This window comes from Brooklawnia cerclae, from assembly GCF_011758645.1.
Classification (GTDB): domain Bacteria; phylum Actinomycetota; class Actinomycetes; order Propionibacteriales; family Propionibacteriaceae; genus Brooklawnia; species Brooklawnia cerclae.
Genome location: NZ_JAAMOZ010000001.1, coordinates 1979130 through 1999839, shown reverse-complemented (window position 1 = coordinate 1999839; position 20710 = coordinate 1979130). Strand labels below are relative to the sequence as shown.

Annotated in this window: 16 protein-coding genes; 8 read left to right on the top strand and 8 right to left on the bottom strand. The window is 66.7% G+C overall.

The features are described 5' to 3' along the window. The first annotated feature begins 280 nt into the window (after positions 1–280). Positions 281–1363 carry an LOG family protein gene (locus tag FB473_RS09175; RefSeq protein ID WP_167166678.1) on the top strand — a complete coding sequence of 361 codons (1083 nt, stop codon included), beginning with the start codon at positions 281–283 and terminating at the stop codon, positions 1361–1363. Between the two features lie 226 nt (positions 1364–1589). On the opposite strand, the gene FB473_RS09170 is transcribed toward FB473_RS09175, so the two are convergent. After that, positions 1590–2072 (bottom strand): Lrp/AsnC family transcriptional regulator, encoded by a 483-nt coding sequence (locus FB473_RS09170; protein ID WP_167166676.1) that lies wholly within the window; start codon positions 2070–2072, stop codon positions 1590–1592. 92 nt (positions 2073–2164) lie between these two features. Between FB473_RS09170 and hisC the strand changes: the two genes are divergently transcribed. Both hisC and FB473_RS09160 read left to right on the top strand, forming a co-directional pair. Then, positions 2165–3238 (top strand): histidinol-phosphate transaminase, encoded by a 1074-nt coding sequence (gene hisC, locus FB473_RS09165; protein ID WP_208390506.1) that lies wholly within the window; start codon positions 2165–2167, stop codon positions 3236–3238. A gap of 8 nt (positions 3239–3246) precedes the next feature. Further along, positions 3247–3864, top strand: a complete 618-nt coding sequence (locus FB473_RS09160) for a YitT family protein (protein WP_167166672.1) — start codon at positions 3247–3249, stop codon at positions 3862–3864. A 58-nt stretch (positions 3865–3922) separates the two neighbouring features. Here the strand turns inward: FB473_RS09160 and FB473_RS09155 are convergent, their stop codons facing one another. Both FB473_RS09155 and FB473_RS09150 read right to left on the bottom strand, forming a co-directional pair. Then, positions 3923–4651: a GNAT family N-acetyltransferase gene (locus FB473_RS09155; RefSeq protein WP_208390505.1), complete on the bottom strand. Its 729-nt coding sequence runs from the start codon at positions 4649–4651 to the stop codon at positions 3923–3925. Positions 4652–4737: 86 nt separating this feature from the next. Continuing rightward, positions 4738–5316 (bottom strand): WHG domain-containing protein, encoded by a 579-nt coding sequence (locus FB473_RS09150; protein WP_167166668.1) that lies wholly within the window; start codon positions 5314–5316, stop codon positions 4738–4740. Positions 5317–5379: 63 nt separating this feature from the next. Here FB473_RS09150 and FB473_RS09145 point away from each other — a divergent pair, with 63 nt between their 5' ends. The 5 genes from FB473_RS09145 to FB473_RS09125 all read left to right on the top strand — a co-directional run bounded on the left by FB473_RS09145 (position 5380) and on the right by FB473_RS09125 (position 15891). Then, positions 5380–6675, top strand: coding sequence for an NADH:flavin oxidoreductase/NADH oxidase family protein (locus tag FB473_RS09145; protein ID WP_167166666.1), 1296 nt, complete (start codon positions 5380–5382; stop codon positions 6673–6675). A gap of 162 nt (positions 6676–6837) precedes the next feature. Continuing rightward, positions 6838–8262, top strand: a complete 1425-nt coding sequence (locus tag FB473_RS09140; RefSeq protein ID WP_167166664.1) for a helix-turn-helix domain-containing protein — start codon at positions 6838–6840, stop codon at positions 8260–8262. Between the two features lie 248 nt (positions 8263–8510). Further along, a complete protein-coding gene (locus FB473_RS09135) occupies positions 8511–14090 on the top strand; it encodes a prealbumin-like fold domain-containing protein (RefSeq protein ID WP_167166662.1) in 5580 nt (1859 codons plus the stop codon). 86 nt (positions 14091–14176) lie between these two features. After that, positions 14177–15487, top strand: a complete 1311-nt coding sequence (locus FB473_RS09130) for an ISL3 family transposase (RefSeq protein ID WP_167166414.1) — start codon at positions 14177–14179, stop codon at positions 15485–15487. Then, a complete protein-coding gene (locus FB473_RS09125; RefSeq protein WP_167166660.1) occupies positions 15484–15891 on the top strand; it encodes an LPXTG cell wall anchor domain-containing protein in 408 nt (135 codons plus the stop codon). Before FB473_RS09130 ends, FB473_RS09125 begins: the two co-directional genes overlap by 4 nt. Before the next feature lie 48 nt (positions 15892–15939). On the opposite strand, the gene FB473_RS09120 is transcribed toward FB473_RS09125, so the two are convergent. The 5 genes from FB473_RS09120 to FB473_RS09100 all read right to left on the bottom strand — a co-directional run bounded on the left by FB473_RS09120 (position 15940) and on the right by FB473_RS09100 (position 20519). Then, complete coding sequence (locus FB473_RS09120) at positions 15940–17187, bottom strand: LssY C-terminal domain-containing protein (RefSeq protein WP_243863520.1); 1248 nt, start codon at positions 17185–17187, stop codon at positions 15940–15942. 112 nt (positions 17188–17299) lie between these two features. Continuing rightward, a complete protein-coding gene (gene aqpZ, locus FB473_RS09115; protein ID WP_167166656.1) occupies positions 17300–18091 on the bottom strand; it encodes an aquaporin Z in 792 nt (263 codons plus the stop codon). Positions 18092–18212: 121 nt separating this feature from the next. Continuing rightward, positions 18213–18791 (bottom strand): hypothetical protein, encoded by a 579-nt coding sequence (locus tag FB473_RS09110; protein ID WP_208390504.1) that lies wholly within the window; start codon positions 18789–18791, stop codon positions 18213–18215. A 24-nt stretch (positions 18792–18815) separates the two neighbouring features. Further along, positions 18816–19340 (bottom strand): hypothetical protein, encoded by a 525-nt coding sequence (locus tag FB473_RS09105; RefSeq protein ID WP_167166654.1) that lies wholly within the window; start codon positions 19338–19340, stop codon positions 18816–18818. Between the two features lie 408 nt (positions 19341–19748). Then, complete coding sequence (locus tag FB473_RS09100; protein ID WP_243863889.1) at positions 19749–20519, bottom strand: Pr6Pr family membrane protein; 771 nt, start codon at positions 20517–20519, stop codon at positions 19749–19751. Positions 20520–20710 lie beyond the last annotated feature (191 nt).

Genomic DNA, 20710 nt, shown 5'->3' with positions numbered 1-20710 from the left:
CCAGATGCACGCGAACAGGTGGGGGGCTGGCTCCGTTCATGTTCCCGGATTGTTCACTCTCGGAGGTCGTCGTGCCCTGCCCAAGACAAGCCGCTCAAGAGTCATCTGAAGATGACAGGTTCTCGGGCGAGTGGCCGGCTATCGCAACGGGTTCTCGCCGAAATGCGATGCGGGGCACGGCACGGCCGCGTCCCTGCGGCGAATCGATGTCTGCTCCGAACTGGTCATCGATCCGCTTGCCCGGTACCCAGCCATGCGGGACGCGTGCAACGCTGGAGGCATGCATGACTTGTCACCTGTTCCCCTCGATGTGGCAGCATCCGCGCAGCAGCTTGTCGACGGAGCGGGGATCACCCTCAACGCCGACCTGGTGTCCCGCCTTCTTGAGACCGGCGTCGATCTGGGTCTCGACGCACCGTCGCGGCTCGACCTGAAGATCGCATCTGCGGCATTGACGGAGATGCGCGCCGCATTCCGGCTCTTCGCCCCCTACCGCGACGTGCCGAAGGTCACCATCTTCGGATCGGCTCGCACTCAGCCCGGCAACAAGCTGTACCGTGCGGCTGCGGACGTGGCCAAGGAACTGTCGGCGCGCGGATGGATGGTGGTGACCGGCGCGGGCCCCGGAATCATGCAGGCCGCCGCTGAAGGAGCAGGCCCCGAGCGTTCCATCGGCGTTTCGATTCGTCTGCCGTTCGAAGACAAGCCCAACTCCATCTTCTCCGAGTCGGGCAACGTCGTTGCGATGAAGTATTTCTTCACTCGCAAGCTCATGCTGGTGAAGGAATCGCACGGTTTTGTCTGTGTCCCCGGTGGGTTCGGCACTCTCGACGAGATGTTCGAACTGCTCACCCTGCAGCAGACCGGCAAGGCGGATCCCGCCCCGATCGTGCTGCTGGACAGCCCCGGTGGAACCTTCTGGGCCGGGCTCAAGCGTTTCGTCCACGAGCAACTCGTGCCGTCCGGTGTCGTCTCCGCTGATGATTTCGACCGGGTGATGGTGACTGATTCGGTGAGCGCTGCCGCCGAGGAGATCACCGGATTCTGGCGCAACTACGACTCGTTACGTTGGGTCGGCCATCGACTCGTCCTGCGGTTGCGCACCGAGCCCACTCCCGACGAGGTGGATGAACTCAACCAGCGATTCGGGAACCTGCTGACGAGAGGCCGAATCGAGACCTCTGAACCGCTGCGGCTGGAGGTCAAGGACGATGACCGGGTGCATCTGCCACGGCTCGTCATGCGCTACGACCCGCGACAGGTCGGCTCCCTCCACCGGGTCATCCGCGCCATCGATGCGTTGCCGAGCTCACTTGCGGGTGACATACCGAACATTGGAGTGGAAGAACCGATCCATGACTGATGTCCAGCCTCGCCGCTATGAGCCCATCGTGGTTTGCGCCGAGGGCACAGTCGTAGCCGAGTAGGTGCCGGGCGCTTCGACAGGCTCAGCGGGCGCTTCGACTGGCTCAGCGGGCGGCTCAGCGGACGCTTCGACGGGCTCAGCGGGCGGTGCTTCGACGCGCTGGTGCCCCCTGGACCCGCGATGCGCTTACCAGCTCGGTTCGGTTAGCGACGACGCTGCGTCCTCACGATCGCGCGAGCCGTTCCAGTAGCGCGGACGCACGGAACGGGATGAGCTCTTTGAGTGAGATCGCCGTGCTCGTGCGCAGGATGCCGGGGATGGCGAACAGGGCAGTGGTGATGCGATGCAGATCATCGGTGTCCCGCGCCACGACCTTCGCGATGAGGTCTGCGTCGCCGGCCGTGGAATGCACCTCGACGACTTCGGGGATCGCTGCCATCGCCAGGTATGCGTCGCCGGCCGAGGGCTGGGTGATCGAGATCTCGACGAACGCCGTCAGTCGGTATCCGAGCGCCGCGAGGTCGACGCGTCGGCTGAACGCGCCGAGCGTTCCTTGATTCTCAAGCCGCTTCAGACGCGCGTGAACGGTGTTCCGGGCCAGGCCCAGGGTGTGCGACAGCGCGAGCACCGAGGCTGTGGGGTCGGCGTCCAGCGCCAGAAGGATGCGGGCATCGACAGAATCGATGCCGGACGTCGGGTTGGTCATATTGTCTCCAGATTGGCAAATTGATAAGCAATTATGCCAGAGAAATCCGGCTGTGTTGCGCTGACGTCCAAGGTTCACCGAGGATGCCGGGCATGACGACTCTCGCCCCGTCCCTCCGCGCCACCCTCACCCAGCTTCCCGACTACGTGCCGGGTCGCCGCGCCTCCGAGCCGCACATCGCACGCCTGGCCTCCAACGAGAGTCACTACGGCCCGCTTCCGTCGGTGCGGGAGGTGGTGCTGGCCGCGTCGGAGCAACTCAACCGGTATCCGGACAACTCGGCCGGTGATCTGCGCCGGCGCATCGCGACGCAGTTCGGGGTGAACGCGGACGAGATCGCGGTGGGCACGGGAAGCATCGGTGTGCTGCAGCAGATTCTCGCCGCCATGTGCGACGCGGGTGACGAAGTGGTCTTCGCGTGGCGGTCCTTCGAGGCCTATCCCACCCTCACCGCGCTCGCCGGTGCGTCGGCGATCCGCGTCCCGCTCGGTGCCGACGAAGGGCACGTTCTTCCCGCGATGGCCGCTGCGGTGACGGATCGAACCAGGGTCGTCCTCATCTGCTCTCCCAACAACCCGACTGGAACCCGGGTGCCCACCGAGGACCTGGAACGCTTCCTGGACGCGGTTCCCGCACGGGTACTCGTGGTGGTCGACGAGGCATATACGGAGTTCGCAGATTTCGGGACCGACTCGATCAGCCTGTTCCGCAGTCATCCGAATGTCGCTCTGCTTCGCACGTTCTCGAAGGCGTACGGGCTCGCGGGCCTGCGCGTCGGCTATGCGATCGCTCATTCGGAGTTGGCCGCGGGCCTGCGCCGAGCGGCGCTGCCGTTCGGTGTCAGCGCGCTCGCGCAACGGGCCGCCATCGCCTCGCTCGATGCCGAGGAGGAGATCGAGGCGCGGGTCGCCGCGGTCGTGGCCGAGCGACGCCGCATCATCGATCGACTGCGTGGGGCCGGGTGGAGCATCACGGAGAGCCAGGCGAACTTCGTGTGGCTTCGTCTCGACGACTCCCATCGCGAGAGAATCGTCGCCGCCTTCGACGCACAGGACGTGATCGTGCGCGGGTACGCAGGCGACGGCGTCCGGATAACTCTCGCTGATCCCGCGACGAACGACAGAGTGCTCGCGGTGCTCGCGACGCCCACAGCGTTCGGGCTCTGACGGTGGTGATGACACAACAGCCGTCGGCCACCAAACACAGTGGCATCGAGGACGTCCTCGGGCTCACCACAGGCGTGGTGATGGTTTCGGCGGGCCTTTTCCTCCTGCGTAGCGGCGGGGTCGTCAGCGGCGGCACAGCTGGGCTGTCGCTCCTGCTCAGCTACGCGTTGCCGGTGCCGTTCGGCGTCCTCTTCGTCGCTGTCAACCTGCCGTTCTTCGTCCTCGCGGCCTTCGGCAAGGGCTGGAGTTTCACCATCCGCAGCGGACTGTCGATCGGTGCCGTCGCGCTGCTCACGAGCGTCCACGGCCAGCCCTGGGCGCTCGGAGCCCTGCAACCGAGCCCCTTGTATGCCGCCGGGATGGGCAATGTTCTCAGCGGGGTCGGATTGCTGATCCTGTTCCGCCACAAGTCCAGCCTCGGCGGCTTCAACATCGTCGCGTTGATCCTCCAGGAGCGGTTCGGTTTCCGCGCCGGGTACGTGTTGATGGTGCTCGACACGCTCGTCGTGGTGTCCTCGCTCACTGTGAGTTCACCGCTGACGGTCGTCATCTCGGCGGGCGGCGCGGCGATCCTCAACGTGATCCTTGCCCTGAACCATCGGCCCGGACGCTACACGGGCAGCTGAGGCGGACGCCGGTCACCTCGCTGCGACGGCGGCGCAGACGGTGTCGACGCGCCGGTGCTCACCCCTGCTCGTGGCCGAGATCGGCAGTGCTCGTGCGAAGCTCTTCGAGGCGGTGCTTCTGTCGGCCGGTGTGATCGAAGTTCTCGGGATCGAGCCAGGCCTCAAAGGCGGTACGCAGTGACGGCCACTGCTCGTCGATGATGGCGAACCAGGCGGTGTCGCGGTTCCTGCCCTTCTGGATCATGTGCTGGCGGAAGATGCCTTCGAAGGTGAAACCGAAGCGCTCGGCGGCACGCTTGGACGGTTCGTTGTCGTTGTTGCACTTCCACTCGAATCGGCGATAGCCGAGGCCGAACACGTGGTCGGCGAGGAGGAAGAGTGCTTCGGTGGCAGCGGTGGTGCGTGCGATCGCGGGGCCCCAGTAGACGTTGCCTATTTCGATGACGCCATTGGCGTTGTCGATCCGCATCAGGGCCTGGCGGCCGGCAACACGACCGGTCGCCTTGTCGACGACGGCGTAGAACAGTGGATCGCTGCCGGCTTCTGCTCGCCTCACCCAGTCCTGGAACTCGGAACGGTCCTGTGCCGGTTCCTCGAACAGGTAGCGGAATCGCTGGGGGGCGTCCGGCACGCTGGACGCCTCGTAGAGGTCGTCGGCATGCTTGCCGACTTCCAGGGGCTCGAGCCGCACATATCGACCGTCGAAGACGCGGCGCTCGGGGCCGGGCCTGGGAGTCCACGTGGACAGGTCCTCACAGGTGGCTGCCGATCGGTTCGTTTCTGGCACAGACCACATGCTCGCATGCGGCCGAGCAGCCGGGAAAAGCTGTTCGAGTTTGGCCCGGCCGATCGTCACCCCCGGTCCGACGTCGACTATTGCCCACGGACCGTGAGGATCGCCTTGATGGACGTGCGGACGCGAAGGTCGACCTCATTGGGCGTGGCCGCCGCGAGCTTGCCGTCGAGGTGGAGGAACGCCAGCCCATGAACCAAAGACCAACTCGCGACCGCCAGGGCCGGCCCGTCCGCTTCGGGGAAGACACGACCCACCGCGTCCGAGAGGAATCGCCGGATGCTTGACGCCGCGACCACCCGCTGATCGTTCGAGTCGTCGCACTCGTTGCCGAACATGAGTCGGAACATCGCGGGACGCTCCAGCGCGAATCGGACGTAGGCCACGGCAAGGTCAGCGAGGGCAGCGGGTGTGGCCGGTTCCGGACTTGCTGCCACCAGTCGCGCTCGAAGGTCCCGGAAACCCTCGGTCGCCAGAGCCGACTCAAGGGCGTCCTTGTCGGCGTAGTGGCGATAGGGGGCCGTGGGGGAGACTCCTGTCCGTCGCGCGACCTCGCGCAGGGAGAGAGGCTCGCCGGCCTCGAGCAGCTGCATGGCAGTGGTCAACAAGGCGTTGCGGAGCTCACCGTGGTGGTACGTGTCCTTCGATGATGTTGACACTGCTTACACCTCCTATTATGTTAGCAGTGTAAACATTGTTCATCACCTTTGGCAAGGACCGCTATGCGCCCAGACCTGTTCGCCCCGCTTGAGCTACCGAACGGCTCCACCCTGTCCAGCCGGCTGGCCAAGGCGGCGATGGAGGAGAACATGGCCGGCCCGGGTCAGCTCCCCGATGAGCGGCTGTTCCGCTTGTACGAGCGGTGGAGCCGCGGCGGGGCCGGACTGCTGATCACGGGGAATGTGATGGTCTACGCCGAGGCCATGACCGGTCCCGCCGGCGTCGTCCTGGACGCCGACTCGCCGCTGGAGCCGTTCCGGCAATGGGCGACCGCGGCCAGATCGGGCGGGTCGCAGGTGTGGATGCAGATCAACCATCCCGGTCGGCAGGTCTATGCCGATATGCCAGGGGTCGCATGGGGTCCCTCCGCCATCCGCGTGAGCATGGGCAGGCAGAGCGGCCGTTTCGCCGAGCCCAGCGAGATGACGCCGGCCCAGATCGCCGATACCGTACGACGGTTCGCGGACACGGCGCGCCGAGCTGAGGACGCCGGGTTCGACGGAGTCGAGGTGCATGCCGCCCACGGCTACCTGCTCTCACAGTTCCTCTCCCCGGTCAGCAACAAGCGCACCGACCAGTGGGGCGGATCGTTGGAGAACCGCGCCCGCGTGCTCCTGGACGTCGTCCGCGCCATCGACGCTGCAATCAGCCCGTCGTTCACGGTCGCCGTGAAGATCAACTCCGCCGACTTCCAGCGGGGCGGCTTTGACGCCGGCGACGCGAAAACTGTCATCGATCTGCTCGCACCCCTCGGCGTCGACCTGGTCGAACTGTCCGGCGGCAGCTATGAGAGCCCGGCCATGTCGGGACGTCCCGCCGGCGAGCGCACGCAGGCGCGTGAGGCGTACTTCCTGGCCCTCGCGAAAGACCTCGTCACCACCAGCCCGGTCCCGTTGATGCTCACCGGGGGAATCGCACGCCGTCCCGTCGCAGAACAGGTTCTCGCCAGCGGTGTCGCGCTCGTCGGGATGGGCACCGCCCTTGCCGTGGACCCTGACCTGCCCGACAAGTGGCGTGCGGGAATCGACGCGAAAGTCGTTCTCAAGCCCGTGATGATCAAGGACAAAGGCGTTGCCTCTGCTGCGGGCATGGCCCGAGTGCGCTTCCAGTTGCGTCGCATCGGACGCGGTCGGGCCGCTCGTCCCGGCATTCACCCGATGCTCGCTCTCGTCCTCGACCAGCTTCGCCGACGCCGTGCGCTCAGGCGCTACACCGCCTGGTTGGGGGCACGTGGCAAGGAAAGGAACAGCCGAACCAGTCGCCGTCATCTCGAGGTTCTCCGCCGAGTCTTGAGGTGACGGCTTCGCTCGTTCGCCGAGGCCTCGGCCACGGCGTCCTCGCGATCTGCGGCGGCGCGTCCACAGCGGAGTCACCGACGGCCATGGCGAGCCGTCGAGAACCGGCTCCGGATGCTCGAAACCTCAGCGACCTGGCTGGCTCGCGGGCTAGGGTGTTGTGCTGTGCTTGATTCGATCGGAGCACTGCTGCGCGCTTGGCGGCTTCACGCCGGATGGACTCAGCGTCACGTGGCCGATGTGACGGGGGCGACGATCCCGGCTGTCAGTTCCTGGGAATCGGATACGCACAGACCACCGGTCGAAGCCCTCGAGACACTTGATCGGGTCTACGGGGCAGGTGGAGCGCTGGTCGATTTGGTGCGCGCGCTCGGGACACCCGTCGGCTACATGGCGGCCGACTCCGACAATCCCGGCGTGTGCGGGCCACGACGGCATTGGGGTGCGATGCACGAGGGGTCGGCGGGATTCGCGTGGAGCTGGATTCGCCCGGCCACTCCCGGTCGGATCAGGGGCTTGGGCTGGGCGGGGCCAACGGGCATCAACTTTGATGTGGTCGCTGACTCCGGCGGCGTGATCGTGGTTGGCCTGTTCGATCCGAGGTGGCCGTGGCATGTGGTATTGGACCGGCCCGGATGGTGCGATACGGGTCGCGGCGCCCCACCCGAATGGCTCGATGTCCTTACGCTGACCTCGACCGGTTTCGACGATCTGCGCCTCGTCCTTCCTGAGGACGAGATGGTGACCTTCTTCGCCGGCGAACTCCGGCGGCGCGATCAGGGAACCCCGGAGACGCTGCTGGCACGACTCCGATCGATGGTCGGACCAGATCGCTGGGACCGCTGCGCTGCTGGACCTCAGTGGGATCCGCCGGAGCCCGAGCCCGGTTGGCTCGGATTCGGCCCGGACGACGCCCGGCCGCCGACGGACCCGGCTGTGCGCCGTACATTGCATCGATCGATACGCGAGGCTCGCGGCATGTCGCAGAGCGACGTAGCGGCCCTGGCCACGCGACTGCTTGCGATGGACGACGATTCTCCGGCCGAGTCGGTCAGCGTGTATCAGATCCACCACTACGAGACGGGCCGGACGAGCAGAGTGCGCTACCTTCCCGCCCTGCTCGACCGCGTGTACGGCGGTTTCGGGTGGACGTGTTTCGAGGAAGTGCCGGTTGAAAGGGTGCGGCCACGTCATCTGGTCGTCAGGTTCCCCTCATTCTGGACGGGCCCGGTCTCTCTCTCGGTCGAGCCCTATCCCGCACACGCGATTGCCGGGCATGTGACATTCACATGGCGAAAGTGGAGGCTGGATCGTAGGTTGTCCCGCGAGCCGGTGTCGTTCCGATTCTGTCGAGTGCCGGACGATCCGCCCCTACAGGTGATCACGCCACCCGGCTGGCGGATTCGCGCATATATGGGCTTCGATGCGGAAGCTTTGGAGGCGAATGGGGACTGGGTGCCAGCAGCCGGCTCCGAAGAGGGATCAGAGGTCGTCGACGACTATCTCGGGCATTACTTGGCACTGATCGGAAAGAGCCTGTCCGATCTCCAGCGGGCACTCCGGATCTGTCAACCGGCAGGGGACTCATAAGGCATCGTCGCTCGCAGCCAACTTCATTATTCGTTGCATTGGATCACCAAATTTCAGCTTTCTTTGCATTTCCGAGAAGCAATTTCTTCCGCGAGCACCCGTGGTCGACTCCATCGATTCCAACCGACGGCGCCTCGAAGCGAGTGACCATAGGCTCAGTCAGCGAGGCAACAGTGTCGTGATGAGACCCTGCACCTATGGGGCTGGCGAGCGGAGATGAGATGAGATCTCGAAGGATACGTCGCTGGGTGAGCATCGGATGCGTCAGCGCTCTGATGTCGAGCGGCCTGGTGCTGGGCAGTTCCGTCGAGCCCGCAGCAGCCGCAGGTACCGGCACGTTGTCGCTGTACAAGGCGATCGAGAACCTCTCGACCGGTGCTAGCGAGGGGGATCGCACCAAGTGGGATGTCCAGGCCGTGAACACCGACACGGATGAGACGTTCCGAGCCAACGGCCTCAACGGCTTCCAGACCAAGGTCATCCCGTCCGGCGAGTACCAGATCTCCGAGCTGTCCACCGCCAACACCCCGCCCGGCTACCGGTTCCGTGACTGGAACTGCGGTGGCACCGTCTACACCGACCCGTCCCCGATCATCACGCTGGCCGAGAATCAGAGCCTCACCTGCACGATCACCAACGAAGCCGTCCAGTCGACACTGACGCTGCGCAAGGTGGTCGACGGCGGTTCGGCACCTGCCTCCATGTGGACGCTACAGGCGTTGGACGGCCCGACCGGTGTCGGTGGCACCGCGAACACGCCCCCGGTCACGAACCAGCCTGTGCGCATCGGCACCTACCGGCTCCAGGAGTCTGGTGGCCCTGCCGGAGGCGGCTACATCGCCGGCTCGTGGGATTGTGAATACGTCGACCATCTCGGCACCACGGGCGACATCCCGGTGAACGGCAACAACCAGATCACGATCGAGCTCGATCGGGCGGTTACCTGCACGATCGTCAACACCGCCGAGGCCTCCGGTGCCCAGCTCACGCTGGTCAAACAGGTCGAGTCGCCGGCCGGGCAGGCGCACGCGCCCACCGACTTCACTCTCACCGCAACCCCGGACGGAACCGGCGACGTGATCAGCGGCGTGACCGGATCCGCGCAGGTCTCGCACGTCGAGGTGGAGACCGGCGTCGGCTACACCTTGTCGGAGACGGGTCCGGCCGGGTACACCGCCAGCTCTTGGGTTTGCACCGACCCAGCCGGGTCGACCTTCAGCCTCGACGGCGCCGTGCTCACCCTCGACGAGGGCGCTGACGTGACCTGCACGATCGTCAACGAGTTCACCGGCGGCTGGCTCACCCTCACCAAGCAGGTGGTGGACAGCGCCCAGCCCGCCACGGATTGGACGCTGAGCGCGACCGGCACCGGCGGCGCGGCAGGCGTGACGGTCGAAGGCGTGACCGGTGCGGACGAGGTGACGCGTGTGCCGGTGCCGGCGGGCAGCTACGACCTGGCCGAGGACGGCCCGACCGAGGGCCACACCACCGACGGGTTCTCCTGCGACGGCGGCATCACCCATGTGACCAGCATCGCGATCGCCTCCGGTGACGACATCACGTGTGCGATCGTGAACGTCCGTAGCCGCACGCTCACGCAGCTGACCCTGACCAAGGAGGTCGACAACGCCGGTGGTGGCCAGTTGGACAAGTTCGACTGGGGCCTGCGGGCGGAGGGCGGCACGCAGTCGACGGCGATCTCCGGCCGCTCCGGGTTGAACACCGTGACCTACGCGTTCGTGAGCCCCGGCTCCTACACCCTCACCGAGGGGGCGATCGGTGGTGTCGATGTCTCTGGGTACGAACTCGACGGCTGGACCTGCGTGGACAGCATGGAGGGACAGCTTCCCGTTACCGGCGCGGGAAAGAACGTCGTCGACATCGCCGAAGGCTCTCAGGTGACCTGCACCGCACACAACGTGTGGCAGGGCTCGACGATCACTTTCCGCAAGCAGGTCATCAACGCCCCGTTCGGTACTCACGCGCCCGGTGAGTGGGAGCTCGCCGTCTTGTCAGAGGACGGCACCACCACCGTCCTCAGCGGCGACGGCGACGGCGGAACCGACGGCATCGAGCGTCAGTCGATCGCCCCGGGGACCTATCAGTTAGCCGAGGTGGACGGCCCGGACGGCTATGACCTCCAGTCCTACCAGTGCCTGGGTGATGGTGATTCCGACGCCGATCCGACCGACGACCTGGTCACCGTGCCGCCGTCGACCGACGTGGTCTGCACGGTCACGAACCGCTCCGTGACACCGACCCTCACTCTCGTCAAGGACCTGGACAACACGGGGGGCGGGACGGCCACCGTCGACGATTTCACCTTGAAAGCACGTGGTCCCGGCAATGCAGCGATCTCCGGGCAGAGCAACGACCCGTCGGTGACGCAGGTCGAGCTGCCGCCCGGCGAGTATGTGTTCAGCGAGGACGGTCCCGCTGGCTACGCGGTGGACTGGTACTGCACAGGCGGCACGAGCTGGAACGATGACACAGAGGTCGCGGTGCTCGATGTCGGACAAGACATGGTGTGCACCGCGACGAACACCGTTCAGCGGCCCACTCTGACGTTGGTGAAGGACCTCGCCGGAGGCCCGGCGACCGCGGGCGATTGGGAGCTCACCGCCGACGGTCCCGGTGCCGCACACACGGGCGTCACCGGCGACGCGACCGTGACCGATGTCGAGGTCGACGCCGGTGTCTACAACCTCAGCGAAGCCGCGGTGGACTCCTCGGATCCGCTCCTGGGCGGCTACGCCGCCGGCGCGTGGTCGTGCGACGACGGCACCTTGGACGGGAGTCAGCTCACGCTCGAGCCGGGTGACGACGCCACGTGCACGATCACAAACACTTGGCAAGGTGGAACACTGACTCTGGTGAAGGTCGTGGACGACGGTCAGGTCATACCACCGGGCAATGCCCAACCTGGTGACTGGACGCTCACCGCGGACGGACCCGTGCTCGTGGAAGGCCCTGGCGACAGTGCCCAGGTGGTCTCCCAACCCGTGCCGGCCGGAGAGTACGACCTGTCGGAGTCGCTCACCGCTGACCCGGTCGACGAGGACTACCAGGCTGGCGACTGGACCTGCACGGGTAGTGGCTTCAGTCTCGCGACAGGCGACCCCGGGCAGGGCCTGCTCACGATCGAGTCGGGCGTCGACGCCGAGGTCACGTGCACCTTGACGAACCTGTTCCAGCCGCCGCACCTCACGTTGGCGAAGACGGTCGTCGGTGGCGGCCCACTACCCGATACCGATGACTGGACGCTGGCGTTCGACGGGGCCGCGTCCGGGACAGGCGTCACCGGTGATGCCCCGATCACCGGTATCGCGGTCGGTTCAGGCACCTACCAGCTGAGCGAGACCGCCAGCGATTCCGCAGCCGCTGAGGGCTACGAGACCGGCGCATGGAGTTGCACGGGCGGCACCGTGGACGACAACGGCGACGGTACGGCCGAGCTCACGCTGGCTCCGGACGACCTCGATGTGGTGTGCTCCGTCACCAACACATGGACCGGCAGCAGCCTCACCCTGATCAAGGAGGTCGACGACGGCGGCGAGATCGCGAACCCCGTCGGCGTGCCGAGTGATTGGGACCTGATCGCTGAAAGCGACGACGACCTTCTGCGGGTCACAGGCACCGGCACCGGTTTCGTGCTCCCGGGGAGCTACGAGCTCTACGAAGAACTCGTCGGCGAGGCCGATGACGACTATCAGCCTGGGACCTGGGAGTGCACGACCGCGGCAGGCACCGTATTGGTGCCCGGTGCATCGGGTGAGGCTGTGCTGACGATCGATGCCGGCGCGAACGCCGACATCACCTGCACACTGTCGAATCTGTTGCGCCCACCGCACCTGACCCTCGTGAAGCATGTCACCGGAGGGCCTCTCGACGACCTGGCCGATTGGACGCTGACCGCGTCCGGAGGGAACGACCCGATCGTCCTGTCCGCGCCCGCGAACGACCCGACCCTGATCGGGCATGCCGTCGGCGGTGGGGTCTTCGGCCTGTCCGAGACCCCGACCGACCCGGCAGCGTCCACGGACGGCTATACCACCACCGGCTGGTCGTGTGACGGCGGCACCCTCGAGGACAACGGTGACGGTACCGCGGAGCTCGAGCTCGATTCCGCTGGTGATCTTGAGGTGACGTGTGAGATCACCAACACCTGGACCGGCGGCACTCTCACACTGGTCAAGGAAGTGGACGACGGCAGCAACGGACCCGGCAACGACTCTGGCAATTGGACGCTCACCGCGGCCGGGCCTGCCACAGTCACCGGTGCGGGAGACAGCACCGACATCGTGGATCAGTTCGTCCCCGCAGGTGACTACACCTTGTCCGAGGACGTCACGGCCGACGACGAGCCCGGCGACGCCGACGAATACCAGGCGTCCTCGTGGACCTGCGTCGGCGGCGCGCTCACCGACGACGTTGTGGCCGTGGCCTCGGGTGCCGACGTGACCTGCACCATCGTGAACCAGTTCCTGCCCCCGCATCTGACGTTGGTGAAGGAGGTCGTCGGTGGCGGACCCGCGTCCTCACCCGACGACTGGCCACTGTCGTATGACGGTGGTTCCGGTCAGGGCACCGGGGTGACCGGAGACCCGGCGGTCACAGACGTCGCGGTCGGGTCGGGTGTCGTGACGCTGAGCGAGCAACCGGTCGAAGGTTACGAGGCCGGTTCTTGGAGTTGCGTGGGCGCACAGAACAGTCCCACGTCGCTCGGCGCCGGCACGGCGACGATCGGGCTGGCCACGGGCGACACGGATGTGACCTGCACGATCACCAACGAGTGGACGGGGGCTAGCCTCACCTTGTCCAAGATCGTCGACAACGGGCAGGAGATGCCCGCCGTCCCGGGAAGCCCCGAGGACTGGACGCTGACGGCTGCCGGCGAGGACGACCAGCTGGAGGTCGACGGCAGCGGCAGCGGGTTCGTGCTCTCAGGCAGCTACGAACTGTCCGAGGCCGCAAACACGACAGTCGATCCGGAGTACCGGCCCGGGCAGTGGCAATGCACCGGGTCCGGGTTCAGCCTCACGACCGGGCAACCGGGTACCGGTGACCTCGAGCTGGAACCGGGCGCTGTGGTTGCGTGCACTCTGTCGAACCTGTACGACCCGCCGCACCTGACCCTTCGCAAGATCGTGGACGGCGGCCCACTGCCGACGACTGCGGACTGGACGCTGCAGTTCGTCGAAGAGGGCGGCGAAGGTGCCTGGGGTCGCACCGGGGACGCCGAGATCACCGGCGTGGCTGTCGGCGCCGGCACGTACACGCTCTCGGAGCAGCCCACTAACTCGTCGGCCTCGACGTCCGGATACGTCAGTTCAGGATGGTCGTGCGACAGCGTGTCGCCCGCGGAACCAGGCCCGGACGGCACGGCCACGGTCACCCTCGGTGAGGACGACCTCGATGTGACGTGCACAATCACCAACACCTGGCAGGGAGGCACCCTCACCCTGGTCAAGCAGGTCGATGGTGGAACCGCGGCACCCGGCGACTGGACGCTGACCGCACAGGATGAGGAAGGCGGAATCACCGCCCAGGGCACGAGCGGACAGCCGTCGGTGACCAGCCTCCCCGTGCTGGCGGGCGCCTACACGCTCAGCGAGGCGGCTAACTCGACCGAGGCACCTCTCAACCAGTACGCGGCGGGGGCGTGGTCGTGCACGGGAGGCAGTTTGAACGGGTCGGTCGTGCAGGTGCAGACCGGCGCGGACGTGCGCTGCACGATCACCAACACCTTCGATCCGCCCACCTTGACTCTGGTGAAACAGGTGGAGGGAGGATCGGCGCAATCCGGCTCTTCGCAGTTGAGGGTGTAGTGCGGGGCGGCGCGTCGGTCACCGGATAGGGGTCGAGGTCTTCCGAAGATGGAGGTTCTCACGCCACCCATCCGGAAGACCTCGACGTGCCCGACGCTACCTTCGCTCGCCCTGACCTGACCACATTCGCCCGCCTCGACGAGCTCGGCCTTCAGGTCGTCGGGCAGCGCCTCGAGCCCGACCGGGCGGTCCTGGCCTGCCGGGTCGTCGAGCCCGACGGGTGGTGCCGTCGGTGCGGCTGCGAGGGCACGCCACGCGACACCGTCACCCGCGAGCTCGCGCACGAGCCGCTGGGGTGGCGCCCCACCACGCTGGAGGTCACGGTGCGCCGCTACCGGTGCACCGGATGCGGGCACGTGTGGCGCCAGGACACCACCGCCGCGGCCGAGCCGCGGGCCAAGCTCTCCCGCCGGGGCCTGCGCTGGGCCCTGGAGGGCATCGTCGTCCAGCACCTCACCGTCGCCCGCGTCGCAGAAGGGCTCGGTGTCTCGTGGAACACCGCCAACACCGCGGTCCTGGCCGAAGGAAGCCGCGTCCTGATCGACGACCCGACCCGCTTCGACGGCGTCACGGCCGTCGGCGTGGACGAACACGTGTGGCGCCACACCCGCCGCGGGGACAAGTACGTCACCGTCATCATCGACCTCACCGGCGTCCGGGACGGGACCGGGCCCTCGCGGCTGCTCGACATGGTCGAGGGACGCTCCAAGCAGACGTTCAAGACCTGGCTCGCCGAACGCCCCCAGGCCTGGCGAGACGGCGTCGAGGTCGTCGCTATGGACGGCTTCTCCGGCTTCAAGACCGCCACCACCGAGGAACTGCCCGACGCGGTCGCGGTCATGGATCCCTTCCACGTCGTCCGCCTGGCCGGTGACGCGCTCGATGAGTGCCGCCGCCGCGTCCAGCAGCACACCCGTGGCCACCGCGGCCGCAAGGGCGACCCGCTCTACACCGCCCGCCGCACCCTGCACACCGGCGCCGACCTGCTCACCGACAAGCAGAAGCAACGGCTCGATCGGCTGTTCACCGGGGACGACCACGTCGAGGTCGAGGCCACCTGGGCCGTCTACCAGCGCATGGTCACCGCCTACCGCGAACCCGACCGGACCCGGGGACGAGACCTCATGACCCACCTGATCGCCTCCCTCGCACAGGGAGTCCCGGCCACGCTGACCGAGCTGCGGACCCTGGGCCGTACTCTCAACCGACGCGCTGCCGACGTCCTGGCCTACTTCGACCGCCCCGGCACCTCGAATGGGCCTACCGAGGCCATGAACGGCCGACTCGAACACCTACGCGGCTCCGCCCTCGGCTTCCGCAACCTCACCAACTACATCGCCAGATCGCTCCTCGAGGCCGGCGGATTCAGACCCCGACTACACCCTGGATTCGGATGAGCCCGCAATCCACCGACTGGATCCTGACCGCCGACGGACCGGTCACGGCTTCGGGGGTGACCGGTGACCCGCTGGTGACCGACACGGCAGTCGAGCCCGGCAGCTACACCCTGTCGGAGGCACCGGTGGCCGACAGGCCTACGGCGGAGTACGTCTCGGAGGGCTGGAGTTGCACTGGAGCCGAACTCGACGGTGACGTGCTGGTACTCGGTGTCGGTGACGATGTCACCTGCACGGTCACCAATCGCGCCGAGGACGAGGGCACCGCGCCGCCGGACCATCAGGACAGGCCCTGGAGTCTTCCCGCGACAGGTGGAGACTCGCTCGGTTGGTTGGCCGGGGGCGCTGCGATACTCCTACTCGGAAGTGCACTGATCGGAGGCAGCTCCAGGAAGAGGCGGTGAGCGGGAAGCCTCGGAAACAGCTCGGTCTCTGGGGTGGTCGCAGTATGGCTACTCGCGCGCGGCGGACCCGGCCTTCCGCGTCCGCCGCGCCCAGGCGCCTGATGACTCACTCGACAGAGCGAGCAGCGTGAGGCATTGCACCGAGGCGGTGAACAGCGTCCAGTCGAGCCCGAGAGCGGCGCTGCCGTCGAGGTAGTCGGCGGCCACCAGTGAGATCTCGAGTGTGAGGAGCACCATGAGCGCGGCGCGGGATCGGCGTCCGCCACGCAGCGCGAGCCATGACATCACGAGTTGGCTCAGTTTGAACACGCAGAACGCGCCGATCGCCAGAGCGATCAGGACGCGATCCGATCCCGAGCCGTCGGCCACCAGCTCCGCCGCATCGCCCGCGACGACGAAATCGATCAGTTGTATTGCGCTGACGAGCACGACGAGCGCAGCCGCCACCGCGGTCGCCAGCGGTGCGCGCTCGATCATCTCGGTCGCCGAGGCCTCACCGGGGACGTTCGGCACCGTCCGCGGCGGTGCGTCCACGGCGGAGACGTCGATGATTGGCAGGTCGCCGTCGGTGATGAAGCGGTCGCCACCGCCGTTCCGTGCGTGATAACCGGTGGTGAAGTTGCGAAGGGTGCGTAGCGTCACGCCCTGGTTCGTCTGCTGTATCGACGAGACCACGTAGTCCCGCTCGACATCGGTGTCCTCGTTGATTCGATGTGTGACCTGCAGGGTGAAGAACGACAGCCTGACGTCCATGTCGTAGGTGCCTGCGCCGAGCCAATCGGTGGAGGCTCCGCCCGGGAGGAGCCACCCTGGTGGGCAGTGCCAGAAGCGCACGTGGTGGCGCTGCTTCGGGTTGCCCGCGACCTCCTGCTCGTAGGCGATGTCGTGTCGCCGTCCGAACAGCATGAGCGAAGACACCGGTGCCGTGGGGTAGCTGCGACGGGTCAACGTCGACATGATGATCCGCCAGCTGGAGGCAGCTGTGATCTCGTCCGCGCGGTGCCAACCGGCCTTGGTCATCACGTGATCGAGCTGTTCGGCGGAGCCGTCGACGCCGAGGTTGACCGGATCGCCGAGCAGGCCATCGGCGGTTCGGGTGCGGCCGAAGAAGTAGTCGGGCACGTAGAGGTCCGAGAGCAGCCGGTGCAATCGGGGCAGGACGAAGTAGGCCGTGATCGCCCAGATCGGAATCACCCACACCGGGGCCCAGGGGGAGTGGAACCCCTGGATCCCGATGATGACGGCCAGCCACGCCGCGGCTGCGGTGCCGACGAGGAACGCGAGCTGATCGAACAACCTCGCTGGTGGCGGCGGTTGCTGTAGTTGCAACGCCCACAGGCGTCGCGAGCCATGATCGTTCGTCACGTCGCTGGTGCGGTGGACCCGCGTCGGTGACCGGACCCCAGGGTCAGGCGGCCTGGGTGAAGGTCTTCCCGAACAGCGGCTTGTAGCTGAGGCCCGCGACGAGCCCCCCGACGATCGGGAAGACGATGAACACCCACAACTGGGCCCAGGCCCAGCCCCCGCCGTACACGGCTGCCGCGATCGAGCGAGCGGGATTCACCGACGTGTTGTCGATGGGGATCGTGATGAGATGGATGAGCGCCAGTGAGAGGCCGATCGCCAGCGGAGCGAAACCCGTGGCGCCGACCTTGGCCGTCGTGCCGAGGACGACGAAGACGAAGATCGCTGTGAACACGATCTCGACGACGATCGCTCCGCCGATGCCGAACCCGCCGGGGGAGTGGGCGCCGAAGCCGTTCGACGCGAACCCGCTGTCGCGGGCCGCGGAGAAGAAACCGCCCTTGGTCGACGCGATGAGGGCGACGATCGAGGAACCGAGGATACCGCCGACGACTTGGGCGACGATGTAGCCGACGGTGTCCTTCCACGGGAAACGACCGGCTGCAGCCAGCCCGAGGGTGATCGCCGGGTTGAAGTGCCCGCCCGAGATCGGGCCGAAGGCGTAGGCCCCTACGACCACCGTGAGACCGAATGCGAGGGCGACGCCGAGGTGCCCAACACCGACGAGATTGTTGTCGGCGCTGGGGAACGTCGCGTCGAAGATCGCGGTGCCGACGCCGCCGGCAACAAGTAACAGGGTGCCGAGAGCTTCGGCGACCAGGCGAGGGGCGAAGTCCGAACCTGGGCGTGGCTCCGGGATCGACGACTCAGCGGGGATGGAGGACTGTGTGGTCATCGCGGCATTTCTCCTTATCACGTGAGGGTGAAGACGTGCTCTTGTGGCGAACGTTAGCCGGTCACCATTGAAAATGTGAGCAATTGCGCGAGAGTATGCCGCTGAAGTGGGTCGTTCCCGGTCAGGCGAGCAGACGGGCGGCCTGTTCACTGGCGTCGTAGATGATCTCGTACTGCTCGTCGATCAACGGCGCGGTCTGGGTCGTCTTGCGGGCCTTTATGCGGCCGTGGGCGAGATAGCCGGCCAGCCACCCGAGCAGGCCGACGGCCCCGAGCGGAATCGACAGCACCCACAGCCCGGCTTCGATGGCGAAGACCGAACCGGCCAGAAACGCCGAGCCCACGATCCCTATCGCCAGCGCGACAGCGAGGGCCGTGCTGGTGCGCGAGTTCTCGAGATCGTGAATCGCCTCCATCGCGGATTCGGCCTTGCGCTGGAGTTCGTTCACAAGAGGGCGGTTGCGGATGCGGCGATCGCGTTTGAGCTTGAGGGTGACGGTGGTGGGGTTCGGCGCACCCCCGGCCAGCACCCCGGTGGTGGTGTTCTCGATGATCCAGCCGAAGCTGCGATAGGTGTCCTTGTAGAGAGGTTCGAGGTCGCGGTCGGCCTGAACGGTGAGATATTCGTAGGCGACATAGTCCCCGCCGTACCTCGTGTAATCGATTGGCGTTCCGGAGCCGAAACCTGATTCGTCGATCATGACGGTTCTTTCCTGTTCGTCCGGTCAGGCGGCGAGCAACTGGCTGGCCTGCTCACCGGCGGCATAGATCGTCTCGTATTCGCGGTCGATGAGCGGGTTGACCTTGGCGGTCTGGCTGGCCTTCACCCGGCCGTGGAGGAAGTAGCCGACCACCCAGCCGACCAGGCCGATGAGGCCGAGCGGGATGCCGAGCAGCCACAGGTTGGCGGTGATGGCGAACACCGATCCGGCAAGGAAAGCGGAGCCGATGATGCCGGTGGTGAGTGCGGCGATCACCGGTGCGGTCTGCTTGGAGTGCTCGAGGCTTGCGATGGTCGCCAGCGCCTGCTCGGCGACACGCTGCTGCTCGAGGACGGGCCGCCGGTTGTGGATGCGGCGGTCACGCTTGAGCTTGAGGGTGACGGTGCTCACCTTGGGGACGGTGGTGCCGTAGCCTTCGACGGCCCAGCCGAAGCTGTGGTAGGTGTCCCTGTAGAGGGGCTCCAGTTCCCGGTCGACCTGCAATGTCAGGTATTCGTAGGGGACGAAATCGGCGGTGGTCGTGGTCATGATGTTCTCCTTCGATGTGGCCCGGTTGTCGGGACACTTCGATTCTTCCGGCCACGTACCGCGCGGGAATCGTCCGCGCGGACGGACTCGTCCTACTGCGCTGGGAGTACGTCCTGACGTCGTCCGAATGGGGTAACGAGGTTGTGATGACGACTTCTCGCGCCGCGGAGCGGGTTCGTGTGTGTATCGGCACCGGGCGGTGCGGGGTCTGGCGGTCGGCGTGAGGCGCGGTTGCGCACCCCTCGGATCCGCCCCGCGTGCCCGTCGTCAGGCCCGCCGTCCGTCGGCCGGCGGACTAGGGAAATGCTGATCAACGATCCCTGAGCCTGTCGAAGGGCCGTGGAACTGTCATCCGGCGACGGGCTTCGACAGGCTCAGCCAGCGTTGCCCGCATTGATCAGCGTTTCCCTAGCTGAGGCCTCGATCGCGACGCGGTGTGGTCTCCCCGGCAGCCGCCCGCGACCGCCGCCTTCCGATATACACGGTGATCCACGCCGCGACGGCGATCACCACCGCGATGCCCGCGACCCAGACGGAGACGCCAAGATACCCGCCTGCAACTTCGCCGGGGTTCAAGAACGGGTACGGATACCACGGCGCCTCACCCGTCGACGGCGAGATCAGGAACGGGCCGCGAGCCAGGGTATAGGCGACCCAGGCGATGGGGAAGACGAGGATGCCTGCGACCGACCGCCATCGCAGTGCCCGTCGTCTCGGCGCGAGGAGAAGGTCGAGCAGCAGGAACGCCGGTGCGTACACGTGGTGGACGTCGTTGGACCAGCCGAGCATGATGTCGGTGCCCGCAGCGGCACGCAGCACGATGTTGTACACCAGGCCGGTGACCAGCATGTATGTCGTGGCCGCCGCGCGGGCGAACGCCAATGCGGGCCCGTCGATCCGCCGTCGGGTGGTGAAGGAGACGAGGGCCACCCAGGACAGCACCGCGGCGGCAATGAGGTTGGACTGCACGGTGAAGAAGCTGAGCAGTCGTCCGACAGCGACTGCTGCATTGATACCTGCAGCCTCCGCAGCGCCGATCGCCAGCCGGGCCTGCTCGGCGGTGGCGAGAAGAATGGCCACGGCCATGAGCGCGGACATGAGACCCCAGAACGTGACCCGGGCGGTCGGCCGGGCGCCTTGTCCCGGTGGGGAGTCGCCTTCGTGCACGCTGTCTGCCATCACGGTCCCATGCTCTCATCTCGCGCCTGGCGAGGACGAACATGACTGGCTCGGGGCTCGCTCGAGTCTGGGTGGCGGGCTTGCGCGACGCCGCTTCGGTTCGAGCGCTCTCCTGAGGGCTCGCCCGCGGAAGACGAGGGCACTCGTGGTGCGTGCGCCGGGCTCGTCCTACTGCGTTGGGAGTACGTCCT